Raw genomic sequence first — 14,892 nt, forward strand, 5'->3', positions numbered from 1 at the left:
ATTTCGAAAGTTTTATCATTCAGACCTCTTATCGTAAAGGCTATTATATAAACAGCAGAGGGGTTATAGCCTGCTCATATAAGTATAGGGGGAATGTTATATGTTTAATGTTAGACCACGTATTACACGCATGCTAAGTTTGATCATGATCTCAGCCTTCATGATACCATTGTTAGCAGCTTGTACATCGAAAGGGGATCCAGGTTCTGCTAAGGAGCAATCCGTTCAGCCCGATACGCAGCAGGAGCAGAAAGTAGAAGAGAAGGATCCTGTTACTTTAAAAATCCCGATATGGTCAACGATTACGGAGGATTTATTTACGAAGCTAGATCTTGTAAACGAATACAAAAAGGAACATCCCAATGTCACCATTGAATTGGAACTATTAAAGGATACAGAGTATGAAAATACGATGAAGATCCGGAATGCAGCCAAGGAATTACCGGACATTATGCCGCTGAAATCGGTATGGCTGGTTAATTTCAAGGACAATATTCTACCGCTAGATGACTTAGATGCAGCCAAGAACAATTTATTTGCAGCAGACTTCAAGGTGGATGATCATATTCTTGGCATTCCAGAAAGCCAATTCAATGAGTTTGTCTGGTATCGGAAGAGTATTTTCCAGGAGTATGGAATTGAGATTCCAAAGACTTGGGGAGAGTTCGTAACGGCTGCAAAAAAGATTAAAGACGGCGGTAAATATATTCCGATTGCGATGGGCGGTAAAGACGCTTGGCCGAATTATCCTTTCAACGAATTTATGCCTTCTCTTGTAGCAGGTGATGGGAATTACTGGTCTACGATGGCAACGATGGATGAACCTTTTACGAAAGGCCAGGCCTTCTATGATGCTTATGTGAAAATTCAGGAACTTTATGATGGTCAATTGATGGGTCCTGATCCCCTCGGTGTTGGCTTTGACCAATCCAAGCTGATGTTTGGTTCCAAGCAAGCGGCGATCATTGCGCTTGGTCAATGGTTCGGCAGTGATTTGAAGTCGATGAAAGATGTGGATATCAATGACGTAGGTGCCTTCTTGTTACCGGTTCGTGATTCCGAGAGTGATCCGTTTAATACTATTTCGATGGTAGATACGTTCTTTACGATTCCAAAAACTTCGAAGCATCCAGAAGAAGCGAAACAATTCATTAACTGGTTCTTCAGTGATGCATGGTATTCTAAATATTTGGGCGAGGCGCAGCTTCAATCGACGATGAAGGATATTAAGATTGATCTAGGCCCAATGTTCAATGGTGCTTTTGATGTATCAAATCTGAATTATGTGCTTTATAAAGGCGGCAGTGAGGATTATAAGAAAATTGAATCGGCGATTAAGTTCGATGTGAAGAAAATGGGGCAGGATATGATGGCAGGGAAGGATTTCGAGAAGATGATGCAGGCAAAGAATGATAGCTGGAAAGATGCCCGTTCCAAATTAAAATAAAACGCAATTCGAAAGTTGAGTAATGAAGGGAGGTGGCTACCGTTAAGTTTAGCCACTTTCCTTGTATATAAAGGGTTGGAGGGGTAGGAAATGAAAACGATTTCTATACAAAGAAACATACTGTTATTCAGCTTTTTGTTTATTCCTGTAATGCTGCTTTTGATGTTCGTGCTGTACCCGATGTTCGAGCTTGTTCGATTAAGTTTAACCGATTGGAATGGAATGGATGCGAAGCAAGTTTACATTGGTTTCGATAATTTCATAAAGATGTTTACCGATTCATCAGATGTATGGCTGTCCCTTCGCAATAACGGAATCTACTTCATCTTTCATTTGATTATGATTCCGCTTGAATTAGCGATTGCGGTTGTATTGGACAGTAAGATTCGTGCCAGCAAGTTTTTTAAGACAATCGTATTCATGCCTTACATTATTAATGGGGTTGCTATTTCGTATATGTTTGCTTTCTTTTATAGTCCCATTAATGGCGGGTTAAATGGCATTCTTGAAGTGATGGGGCTAGATTCGCTCATACAGAACTGGCTCACGAATGAATACATTGTTAACATTAGCTTGGTGTTTGTATCGATTTGGCGATTCTCAGGCTTCCATGTCATCTTATTCCTAGCGGGCTTGCAATCCATTCCTCAGGATCAATTCGAAGCTGCTGAAATCGATGGCGCGAATAGCATCCAGAGTTTCTGGTATATTATCGTTCCTGGGGTGAAAAAGGTGCTGGAGGTTCTTTTGTTCCTAAATGTCGTTGGCGCACTACAAGTGTTCGATATTCCATATATTATGACACAGGGCGGACCGGGTCATGCGAGTAGTACATTCACATTATATACCTTGGAGACAGCCTTCAAATTTAACAACTTCGGTATGGCTTCAGCGATGGGGATTACGATGTTAGTTCTCATTATTGTCCTGAATGGTGTACAGAAAAGGATGTTCAACTTGAAGGGAGTTGATGAGGAATGACGCCTCGATTAGGAAGTATAGTGAAGAAGCTCCCTGTGTATCTCATTCTAATTGCGATTTGTCTGATAATCTTCATCCCCTTACTCATCACGTTATTCGCTTCGTTTAAAACTTCGATGGAGATAGGCTCTGAATTTTCGCTAAAGCCGCCTACAAGTTTTAATTTTGATAACTTCCAAGTTGTATTGGAGAAAGGGAAGTTTCTACAGGGATTTGGTAATTCGATGTTCCTGGTTGCGGTCAGTGTTGTCATTAATTCTTTATTAGGAACAATGACAGCATATGCGATTAATCGATTTGATTTCCGCTTGAAGAAGATCATTCTCGGTCTCTTTGTAGCCGGTATGATCATGCCCGGTATGATTACTGAAATTTCACGGTTTACAGTCATTAAAAATCTTGGACTTTATGATACGATTTGGGCTCCAATTGTGATTTATGCAGCAGCGAATTTGATTCAACTCTACATTTTTACACAGTTCATCAAGGGTATTCCCAAAGAGCTGGATGAAAGTGCAATGCTGGATGGATGCTCATACTTTAAAGTTTTCTTTAAAATGATCTTCCCACTTCTGCTGCCGGCAACGGCAACACTAGCTATTATTAAAGCGGTTGATGTGATGAATGATATGTATGTTCCGTATTTGTACATGCCTTCAAGTAGTCTTAGAACGTTGACGACAACTTTGATGTATTTCAGCAGTTCCAAGTTTGGAAGTTGGGATTATCTCAGTTCTGCGATTATATTGGTCATGCTGCCGACACTCTTGATTTACCTTGTATTTTCAAAGTATATCTTCAAAGGGATAGTTGCAGGTGCAGTGAAAAGTTAAGAAGGAAAACAGTTGAGCAGCAAACAAAAAAGGATACCGTCTCAAAGGATGGTATCCGTTTCTACTTAACAATGGGAAAAATGCATGGCTATTCACCCATCGAAACATCATTAACTTATCTGCAGCAGAATCTTCATTCTTGAGACTTATATTATAATTTGACGGAGGTGTACGATGAAGAAAGTATCTTTATGGCTTTTAATCTTCTCATTTATGTTAGGTATGGAATATTCAAATAAAGTTGTATATGCACAGAGCAATAATACAGTTCAAACAACTGAGAACACCAATGGTAGAACAGTATTGAATTTTAATAGCGACTGGGGATTCTACAGAGGTGAGTTAGCAGGTGCAGAGGCAATAGATTATGATGATCAAGCATTTGCCAATATAACGATTCCACACACCATGCGACTGGAGAAGAAGCATGCTAATGGTGGAAAAGCAGTATATCAAGGAATAGGTTGGTACAGACGTTATTTTACGGTTGACGAGATGTACAGAGGAAATACAATTAATATTGACTTTGAAGGTGTAATGATTGACAGTGAAATTTATTTAAATGGGGAAAAAATTTATACGCGTAATGGTGGTTATGTCGGATTTTCTGTAGATATAACAGATAAAGTGAAATTTGGTGAGACTAATGTTTTAGCCGTAAAGGTATCTAGCAATGATAGTCCAGATACACCGCCAGGAAAGCCAGTAGCCAATCTCGATTTCCATTACTACGGCGGGATCTACAGAGATGTAACCATGAGAATTACGAATAATTTACATATTTCGGATACATTACAGGCTAATAAAACAGCTAGTGGTGGAGTTTTTGTGACTTATCCAGAAGTGAGTCAAACTTCTGCAAAGGTGAATGTAAAAACGCATGTCGTAAACAAGAATAATACATCAGCAGATACAAAGGTTGTAAGTAAGATTGTGGACCAGGAAGGAAATATCGTTGCTCATGGTGAAGCTGATGCTGCAAGTGTACCAGCAGGTGGAGATCAGCAGTTTAATCAAGATATAACGATAACCAATCCAAATTTATGGCACCCAGATACACCTTATCTTTATTCTTTAGTCAGTGAAGTATACAATGGGTCAACCTTAGTTGATTCGGTTACGACAAAGATAGGTATCAGAACAATAGAGTACAAAGCAGATGGTTTCTATATCAATGGGGAAAGATTATATTTGCGCGGAGCAAACCGTCATCAGGCATACCAGAATATTGGAGATGCAGCCCCTAACTCGATGCAGTATCGTGATGCAATGCAAATCAAGGAAAATGGCTTTAATGCTGTTCGTGCTACGCATTATCCCAATGATCCGGCCTTTTTAGATGCAGCTGATGAATTAGGGTTATTAGTTATTGAATGTCAGCCTGGCTGGCAGAACTTCACAAAAAGTCAAAAGTTCTATGATCTGACTTTAAGAGATGCACGGGAAATGATCCGACGTGACAGAAATAGACCGTCCGTAATCCTATGGGAAACTTCACTTAATGAGACGGGCTATTCAGCAGCATGGGCAAAAGAGGTTACTGAGATTGCTCATGCAGAATATCCTGGGAATCAGATGTATACAGCAGCAGACCATGGACTTCAGGGTTCTTTTTATGATGTGAACTATAAAGTCGTGGATACGAATTGGGAAGACGACCCAAGCAAATGGACTGATTTTGATTCCAACAAGCCATTTTTCACTCGTGAATGGGGTGATTTTGAAGAATCTAGCAAGGCGCTGAGAAAAGAAGGCGAAGACGCTATGATGACTCAAATTTTGACGCGTCAGAGATATTTAAATGGAGATGGTTACTCTGACTGGGGTGGCCTAGATGCAAATGACAGAATAGGTGGATACTTCTTATGGAGCTGGAATGACTACGCACGCGGATCAACAACGAAGACATTGGGAAGTGGAACAGTAGATATCGACAGATACGAAAAATATGACTACTACTGGTTCCAGTCCATGCAATCGGCTAGAGATTCTGTTTATGGACCAATGGTGTTTATAGCAAGCACATATTCTCCAACATCAAGCCTAAATATTAACGTATTCAGTAACTGCGACAGTGTGAAGCTCTATCAGAATAATGAATTGGTTAAAGAGATTACAAGGGAAGAGGCACTGAAATCTGTTCCGAACATAGCTAAAAAAGGTGGCAGCCCAATATTTACATTTACTTTAGATCAGTTTGCAGCTGGAGAGCTTAGAGCAGAAGCTATTTTAGATGGAAATGTGATTAAAACGCATACCGTTAAAACATCAGGTCAAGCTGCTGGAATAGAAATTGAAGTACGTGACAGAGGAATCATGCCAGTAGCAGATGGTTCGGATTTAATACCCGTATACTTCAAAGTCGTTGATGAAAATGGAACTGTCGTACCGAACTACGAGGGTAAAATTAAAATTTCTGTAACAGGTGAAGGGGAACTCATTGGAAAAAACATTGAAAGAATAGGTGTTGAAGAACAGCATGTTGAAGGTGGTATAGGTTTTGCATTTGTAAGAACTGCTGACATCAGTGGAAATATAAACATCAATGCTGCAGCAGAAGGATTAAATGCAGGAGCAAAAACCGTTAGTACAGTTCCATATGAAGGCCAGTTTGTCCCTGACGGACAGCATACACCATGGGTTGATGGCGTTGACAAACTAGAAACCACAGAACAGACATATAAAAATATTGCAGTTGGTCAACCTGTTACAAGTTCTTCTGAACAATCTGGTAACTTTGCAAAGCATGCAGTAGATAATGACGATGGTACAAGATGGTGTGCAAATGGATCATCCTTACCGCAGTGGATACAGGTTGATTTACAAAATAGCAGCGCTTTAGCTGGTTTTCAGGTGATGTGGGAGAGAAGTACAAACGTTTATAAGTACTATATTGAAGTATCAGAAGATGGGATCGACTGGCAAAATGTTGTTGATAATACATTAAATACCACACCCAATGGATACGAAGAAACAAAGCTCGTAGAAACAAAAGGGAGATATGTAAGATTAACTATTGTAGATCGTATAACAAATGGAGATTGGGCATCTTTATTTGAGTTTAAAATCATACCTTCAGAGAATGAGGAACCAGGTAACGTTTTAACAGATGCGAAAATAGAATCCATTACATCATCTTCAGAAAGTGAAGCTGACAGGGGGACGGATAAGCTTAGAGATGGTCTAACTACAATAGGAACAGGTTGGTTATCCAAGGAATTAACTCTTCCTCAGTCCGTGACAGTAAAATTCAATAAATCTCAATCCGTTCGTGGAAGTCGTATTTACTGGGAAAAGGACAGTAACTGGTACACTTATGATTTAGAAGTATCTACGGATGGTGAAACATGGCAAAAGGCACTCGATAATCGTTACGTAGGCGGACAGCATTTCACACCAGAAAGATTTGCTAAGCCGTATGACAACATAAATTATGTTCGCGTAACGATTAAGGACATCACTGCTGGCGGCGGATTCAGAATAGGTATGGCGGAACTGATATTATATGGACAGGATTATGAAGAACCAGAGTTGAACAATTTTGACTATGCAAGTGATCTGGAATGGGCTTCAGCACACAGTGATTATAATGATGTACTTAAGGATGAGCCACAGTATGGTGGTTCCTACCTAGAATTAAACACGGCAGCAGGAGTTCAGACCTTTACGAAAGGTTTATCATCAGATACAAATTCAGAAGTTGTATATCAAGTAGATGGTCGTGGGTATACAAGATTTCAAGCCTATGTAGGAATTGACAAGAAAGCTCCTAAAATGGGTGGGGAAGCTGTCTTTAAAGTATTTAAAGATGACGAGCTAATCTATACAAGTCCTGTCAAGATGAGAGATGACAACAGTGAATTTATTGATCTTGACATAACTGGAGCTAAGCAGATTAAGCTTGTTGCTGAATGGAATAACAACCCTGGCAATCCTGAAGCAAGGTATAATACTCATGTTGATTGGGCAGATGCAAAATTCATCTATGACGTAACCGTACCAACGAAGGTAGGAACCATTGCAGGAACAGTGACAACTGGGCAAGACACTCCTGTAGAAGGTGCTAATGTTAGTCTGACGGTAAGTGGATCTGTATACACTGCCACAACGTCAGCAGAAGGAATCTATTTTATTGCGAATCTGCCAGTTGGTACAGACTATACTGTAATAGCTAGCAAGAATGGCTATACAGAGCAAAGTAAGAATGGTGATGTTATAGCAGATGAAACAACAACTCTTGATTTTAACCTGGAAGCAGTGGCAACAACAGACACAAATGCACCAACATGGTCAATAGATGCTGAATTATCAGCTTCAAATGTTGGAAAAACGAGCCTTAAGCTTACATGGACAGCGGCTAGTGATGATACTGCTGTAACCGGCTACAAGGTTTACAAAGATGGTCATGTACTGGCTACATTAGCAGGAGATATGATTAGCTACAACGTTACAGGTTTATTATCTGACACGACCTACACCTTTAAAGTCGAAGCAGGCGATGAAGCAAGAAACTGGAGTGTGGATGGTCCAAACGTAAGGATAACGACTGAAGCTGACTCTTCGAGTAGTGGATGGACGCCAACGCCTAAGCCAATTGAACCAACGGAGCCTGTTGTGCCAAAAGTAGAGTTTACAGACATTGCAGATCATTGGGCTAAAGTTTCAATTGAAAAGTCTATAGAACTAGGTTTTGTAAGAGGATATGAAGATGGGACTTTCAGACCGAATGGCACTGTAACACGTGGTGAATTTGCTGTGATGTTAGCTAGAGCACTGAAATTGGAGCCTAATGATACGGAGTTTCGTTTTGTTGATAAAGATGAAACACCAGTATGGGCTCAACCATTCATTCAAGCAATTGCTAAAGCTGGTTACATTTCAGGATACGAAGATGGTACATTCCATGCGAAAAATGAAATAACACGATCTGAATTCGTCGTTATTGTTGTTCGTGCATTAGGTCTTGAAGTGGATTCTAATGCAGAACTGACATTTAATGATGCGGAGCAGGTTCCGGCATGGGCTAGACCCTATGTTGCAGCTGCTATGGAAGCAGGTCTGGTTAAAGGGAACGGGGATGGCAAATTCAATCCTAACGGTTCAACAACGAGAGCTGAGGCAATCACATTGATTTTAGGCATGTTAAACAAGCTTAAATAAGTTAGAGAAGAATCGCAATACTTATATTTCAGAAGAATAAATCCCCTTCAAGCACATACTCGAATGAAGTTTTTTGACTTCATGAGGTGAGGTACGAGTGCACTGAAGGGGTTTTTCTTTGACGCTTACCGTAAAATTTATCATGAAATCCAAATTATCGTCATTAACCTATTTTTGGCGGTAGAGTAAGATGTAAACATAAATCATTCGATTTATTCATCGATCTTTATGAAAGCGATTAAAAGATCATCCACTTACGACGAAGGTCCATGGGCAAACAGCTTAAGGTACCAATACGTTGTACATTTGGTCACGGAATTAGGGGGAATTGTAAGCGATTCCAAACTGAAGACAGTAACATTCAAACCCACTCCGATTCATTATTTGAGATTTGAAGTATTGGAGGTGATGCTGAATTGCATTGAAGATTAATTATAACTATTGGAAGTAAATAGATTGAACTCGTAGGAGGCATAAAAATGTCAATGTCAAAGGTAATGAAATACGTAGCAATTGTAGCAGCCTCTGCACAGATGGTTAGCATTACAATTCCAGTATTTTCAGGAATTGCCGATGCTGCAAGTAATGTTGATGGAATCATAGCATCAAATAAAATGTCTGTTCAATTAGATCAGAATTTCCCAAGAGTAATAGATTATAAGATAAATAACAAAGTGCTTCATGGTTCAGAAGATGTATTAAACAAAATCAGAATCAACGGAACTGACTATGTACCGAAAGTGACGTACACAGAAGAGACAGACAAAGCCCATTATGTGCTAACTGTTAATGAGCTGAATGTAGTCATAAATCTAACCATGACAGTAGAACAGAATACACTTGATTTCGAAGTAACAAAGGTAGAAGAGAATGGTACAGCAAGAATACATACCATTGAAATTCCAGACCAAAGTTTGGTATCGGTAAGAAGTACTGAAGTGGGTGCAGAATTTGCCGGTTCCAGAATGGAAACCGCTGTCTATAAAAAGGGTGATGTGTATCAAGATGTAACAGGTACTCCGACGGTAGATAGTAAACCAATAAACTATATGTACGCGTTCATTAACAATGATGAATTAGCAGCGGGTATTTGGTCCAATTCATTTGGTGATACGAATAAAGATGGAGATAATGACAACCACCGTATTGTGAAGCAAACTACAGAGAAAACGGGTTACTCTCGTACGGCTTTGTGGAGTGCTTCATGGGTATATCGTGGAAATGAAATGCCAGAAAATTTAACTGAGCCATTACCACATACGAAGGTAGTTATTACAGAGGACGCAAATGGTGATCGTCAAATAGACTGGCAGGATGGAGCTGTTGCATTCCGTGATATTATGAACAATCCAATTGGCAGCGACAGAATGTCTGAGCTTGTTGTTCAACGTATACCGATGAACTTTGGCAGTCAGGCAACAAACCCTTTCTTAAAGACACTAGATGAAACGAAGAAAATATATTTATCGACTGACGGGCTTGGACAGTGGGTGGAATTAAAGGGTTACCAAGCAGAAGGTCATGACTCCGCGCATCCAGATTATGGTGGTCATATAGGAGTACGTCAGGGCGGACAGAAGGATATGGATACACTTGTAAGAGAAGCGCAGAAATATAATGCTTTCATGGGTGTACATATTAGCGGTACAGGTGCTCACCCAGAAGCAAAGGCTTTTGATGATAATCTAGTTAATGTCAACAAAGGTGGTTGGGATTGGCTTGATCCATCATATGACTTTGATGATCCTAAATACCGCAGAGAAGTTTATACTGGCAACAGAATGAACCGTTTACAGATGTTAAAGGAAGATGCACCAACACTTGATTTTATTTATGCAGATGCTTGGTTTGAACAGGGCTTTAATGGAAGAAGATTTGCAAGAGAAGTGAATTCTTTTGGTTGGACTCTTACTACGGAGTTTCCAAATGTATTAGAAGATGAAGCCGTTTGGAATCACTGGGCAGTTGACTATGATTACGGCGGAAAGCACACCAAGGGCTATAGCAGTGAGATCGCAAGGTTTGTAAGAAATCACCAGAAGGACGTTTGGATCGCTCGTCACCCAATCCTTGGCGGTACTGAGGCAAATGATGCAGAAGGATGGCAGGGTAGAGTAGATTATGATGAAATGATCGATATTGTATTCAAAAACAATTTACCTACGAAGTATCTGCAAAGCTTCCCTATGACGAAGTATGATGTAATAGATAATGTGGGACGAGTTGAATTTGAAGGAAATGTTGTTGCTGAAAGGGCATCAGACGGAAAGAGAACATTCACAAAAGATGGTAAGAAACTTCTTGAAGAAGATGTAACCATTCAAAAAGGAACAAGCGACGGTAATGTTTATGATGTTGTAAAATACAACAACCTCAAATATTTGTTGCCATGGTCGCCAAATGCCGATAAGACAGGAAGCGAAATGGCTGGTGCTGAAGAAAAATTGTATCACTATAATGAAAAAGGTGAAACAACGACTTGGGATCTGCCAAATAGCTGGAACAATGTATCGACAGTTAAGTTGTACACATTAACGGATACAGGTAAGAAAGATGAAAATGTCATCAACGTAGTTGATGGCAAAATCACGATCGATGCAAAAGCAAAACAAGCATACGTTGTATACAAAGGTGATGTTTCTGTAACGGATGAAGCTATGAATTGGGGATTTGGAATGCCTGCAAAGGATCCAAGCTTCAACAGTGGAACATTAGATCACTGGGATGTAAAGAGTGGTACAGCAACAGTAGAACGTAACCATCGTGGACAGTATGAATTAGTAGTCAAAGAAAATATGGAAGAAACGGTATTAGAGACTCAAATATCAGGATTGCAGCCGGGAACATACTCAGCTTCCATTTATGTTCAGGTAGGAAATACATCAAACAGTACAAACGGTAGTGATTCCAACACGGCAGGAAATGCAAAACGTAAAACGACGATTGGTGTTAAAGATTTTGGCGGAGCAGATATAACGAACTATACGGAAAGTTCACCACTTAAAAACTATATCTCAGCTGACTCCAAGCACAGCACCAATATGCAGAGAATGAGGGTCATATTTGATGTAGCAGCCGGACAGGAAACTGCAACATTGTACTTGAAGGTAGCTCCAGGAACAGCGATTGTAACATTTGACGATGTTCGCGCTGTACCTACCCAGAGAGTTGTACCACAATCTCCAGGGGTCATAGTAGCTGAAGATTTTGAACATGTTGACCAAGGTTTGACTCCATTTGTTATAGCAGATGCTGATGGCGTAAGTGATCCACGTACTCACTTATCCGAATTACACGCTCCATACACTCAAAAAGGGTGGAATGGAAAAGCGGTTGATGATGTATTAAATGGTGAATGGTCTATTAAGTCACATAAGACAGGTGCTGGTCTCATCATGAGAACATTACCACAGACTCTAAGATTTGATAAAGGAATATCTTACGAAGTTTCATTTAAATATGAAAGTCAGTTTGATAAAAAGATAAACTTTGTTGTAGGTAACGGTACGAAGGAATTGATGAATATACCGATGTCACAAGCAACCGTTCCTACACCGTTTACTGTTAAATTTACAGCAAGTACAGAAGATTTTTGGATCGGAACAAGAAATACGGATGGAAGTTCAGCAGGAGACTTTATCCTTGATGATCTAGTGGTTAAAGAAGCAAAGGATGTTACCATTGAACCACCACAAATTACACCTGTTGACTTAGCAGTAATACCTGTAGATGGTATCACTGCAAGTGCAACTGGCTATGAGCGAAGTGATGCTCCTGAAAATGTACTTGATGGAAACATAGGTTCATTGTGGCACACAGCTTGGGATGGAAGTGATACCTTACCACAATCCATCACGCTCGATTTAGGTAAAGGCTACAATGTAAACAGAGTAGATGTATTGCCAAGACAGGAGAAAAATAGTAAAGGAGAAGCAAGTGGTAATGGTTTTATTTCAAAATATGAATTATACGTTAAATATGCAAATCCAGCAGATAATGGAGACGCGAAATTAGATGCTGAAGGGTTTGTAAAAGTTGTTTCAGATGGTGTATGGCAAAAGACAGTTGATACAAAGCAAATAGCTATTGATAGTTCAAAGCCAATAACTCATGTTAAGTTAACGGCATTAGAAGGTATTAATGGTTGGGCGAGTGTGGCTGAGATGAGAGTTGCTCAAGAAGCTCCATCAATAACTGGACCTGCTACCGTTGAAGTTGGCACGACAGTTGGCATGCATCCGGAAATGCCTGCAACCGTAAAGGCAACTATGAGCAACAACACAGAAATGGAATTGCCAATTCAATGGCCAGTAATTGCCCCTTCAAAATATGCTGAAGTAGGAACATTTGAAGTCGTAGGGCACATTAATGGAGTTCAGGATGCAACTATTACAGCTACTGTAACCGTAACAGCTAGCGGTGAAGTAGATATAGTAGATGCAAAAGTGATGACTGTTTACACGACAGTAGGAACTGCACCTATCATGCCAGAATCGGCTAAGATGATCACTTCAAATGGTACAGTTATTCATGTACCTGCCGCATGGGATCAAATAGCTGAAGATCGTTACAAGAATGTTGGATCATTTAATGTAATGGGTACCGTAGAAGGTACGAATATCAAAGCTCAGGCGATTGTTATCGTTACAAATTCTGAGGCTGCCATCATTGAAATTCCTGAAGTAAAAGTAAGTACATTTATTGGTAAAGCACCAATACTTCCAAGCATGCTTGAAGTAACATTAAGTAATAGTACAAAGAGATTTGTATCTGTTACATGGGATCGTATTTCGGATGAACAACTAAGTATTGAAGGCCAGTTCACTGTAAATGGTACGATAGAAGGTACCGATAAGAAAGCTGCTGCAGAAATTACAGTAAAAGAAGATCCAAACATTGCATTGAAGAAACCTGCAACTGCAAGCAGTGAACAATCAAGTAATACGGCAGTGATGGGGAATGACGGTCTAACATCAACTCGTTGGAGTGTAAGTGATCCAAGTACTGCACATTGGTGGCAGGTTGACCTGGGAGCACAATACGATGTTACGGGTTCAAAGATTTCCTGGGAAACAGCTTCAACTACGATGAAGTATAAACTAGAAGTATCTCCTGATGGCGAGAACTGGACAACAACTGTCGATAAGTGGAACACTCCAGTTACTGAAAGTTTTACAGAAGATACTTGGTCAGCTGAAAATGTTAGATTTATAAAAGTGAATGTATTGGGTATTGACCCATCATGGGCAGGTTTCCGTGAGTTTGAAGCTTACGGTGCGAAATCAACTGTAGATCCAGGTCAAGAATATGCAGTTGAAGTAGTAAGTGGTGAAGGTAGCGGGAATTATGCAAAAGGAGCGACCGTTACAATTTCAGCATATGGAGCACCAGAAGGCCAAGGATTTGACAAATGGATTACGGATAACATTAACGTTGTATTCGAAGATGCAAGTGCAACAGCTACTACATTTGTAATGCCTGATGAAGCTGTTAAAGTAACAGCAACTTATAAGGACGAAACACCAGCAGACGCAACTGCTCCAACATGGACAGAAGATAAAGCATTGAAGACTTCAAATGTTAGCAGAACTAGCCTTACACTTTCATGGAAAGAAGCAGTGGATGATAAGGGTGTAACTAGCTATAAAGTTTACAAGGACGGAAGCGAACTCGTTACATTAGCAGGCGATATCACGAGCTATACAGTCAGCGGCCTGTCATCTGACACGACGTATACCTTTAAAGTTGAAGCAGGCGATGCGGCAGGCAATTGGAGCGTGAATGGTCCGAGTGTAACGGTGACGACTGAAGCTAGCTCTTCGGGTGATGGCTCGACGAAGCCTGTAACGCCACCTGTAACGTCACCTGAAACGCCAAAAGTGGTGCTTACTGATATTGCGAATCATTGGGCTAAAGCTGCTATAGAAAAATCCGTTGAACTTGGTTTTGTTACTGGCTATGAAGACGGAACCTTCCATCCGAATGGTACTGTAACACGCGGTGAGTTTTCAACGATGTTAGCAAGAGCGCTGAAATTGGAGCATGGTGAGACGGAGCTTAGTTTTGTGGATCAAAAGCAAATACCAGCATGGGCTCAACCATTCATTCAAGCACTTGTTAAAGCTGGATTTATTACGGGATACGAAGATGGTACATTCCGTGCAGATAATAAAATATCCAGAAGTGAATTCGTCGTTATTATCGTTCGTGCACTAGGACTTGAAGTTAATCCACAAGCATTAATGGCGTTTGATGATGCAGATCAGATTCCAGTATGGGCAAAACCATATGTGGCAACAGCTGCAGAAGCAGGGTTAATAAAGGGTAATGGGGATGGTAAATTTAATCCTAATGCTTCTTGCACTAGAGCTGAAGCCGTCACTTTGATTTTGGCTATGTTAAACAAAAAATAATTTTTAGAATAATTACAGTAAATTTGTTTAGAACTACTTTGGTGAAAGGAAGTCTCTT

5 protein-coding genes are annotated in these 14,892 nt (G+C 40.1%); all 5 read left to right on the plus strand.

Annotated features, from left to right (window positions below; translation table 11 throughout):
- The first annotated feature begins 100 nt into the window (after positions 1 to 100).
- The 5 genes from AC0YN6_RS21880 (at position 101) to AC0YN6_RS21900 (ending at position 14,834) form a co-directional block, all read left to right on the plus strand.
- Complete coding sequence (locus AC0YN6_RS21880) at positions 101 to 1,447, plus strand: ABC transporter substrate-binding protein (RefSeq protein ID WP_475749455.1); 1,347 nt, start codon at positions 101 to 103, stop codon at positions 1,445 to 1,447.
- A 90-nt stretch (positions 1,448 to 1,537) separates the two neighbouring features.
- Positions 1,538 to 2,428 carry a carbohydrate ABC transporter permease gene (locus AC0YN6_RS21885; protein ID WP_475749456.1) on the plus strand — a complete coding sequence of 297 codons (891 nt, stop codon included), beginning with the start codon at positions 1,538 to 1,540 and terminating at the stop codon, positions 2,426 to 2,428.
- Complete coding sequence (locus AC0YN6_RS21890; protein WP_475749457.1) at positions 2,425 to 3,261, plus strand: carbohydrate ABC transporter permease; 837 nt, start codon at positions 2,425 to 2,427, stop codon at positions 3,259 to 3,261. The genes AC0YN6_RS21885 and AC0YN6_RS21890 overlap by 4 nt, the downstream gene beginning before the upstream one ends.
- Before the next feature lie 174 nt (positions 3,262 to 3,435).
- Entirely contained in the window at positions 3,436 to 8,421 is a 4,986-nt protein-coding gene (locus AC0YN6_RS21895) for an S-layer homology domain-containing protein (protein WP_475749458.1), read from the plus strand.
- 479 nt (positions 8,422 to 8,900) lie between these two features.
- A complete protein-coding gene (locus AC0YN6_RS21900; protein WP_475749460.1) occupies positions 8,901 to 14,834 on the plus strand; it encodes an endo-alpha-N-acetylgalactosaminidase family protein in 5,934 nt (1,977 codons plus the stop codon).
- Positions 14,835 to 14,892: the final 58 nt, after the last annotated feature.

The organism is Paenibacillus sp. J22P15, from assembly GCF_056269345.1.

Bases quoted from the DNA above. Each gene is read 5' to 3' on its own strand.
- AC0YN6_RS21880 (WP_475749455.1), top strand. From the start codon at position 101: ATGTTTAATGTTAGACCACGTATTACACGCATGCTAAGTTTGATCATG.
- AC0YN6_RS21885 (WP_475749456.1), top strand. From the start codon at position 1,538: ATGAAAACGATTTCTATACAAAGAAACATACTGTTATTCAGCTTTTTG.
- AC0YN6_RS21890 (WP_475749457.1), top strand. From the start codon at position 2,425: ATGACGCCTCGATTAGGAAGTATAGTGAAGAAGCTCCCTGTGTATCTC.
- AC0YN6_RS21895 (WP_475749458.1), top strand. From the start codon at position 3,436: ATGAAGAAAGTATCTTTATGGCTTTTAATCTTCTCATTTATGTTAGGT.
- AC0YN6_RS21900 (WP_475749460.1), top strand. From the start codon at position 8,901: ATGTCAATGTCAAAGGTAATGAAATACGTAGCAATTGTAGCAGCCTCT.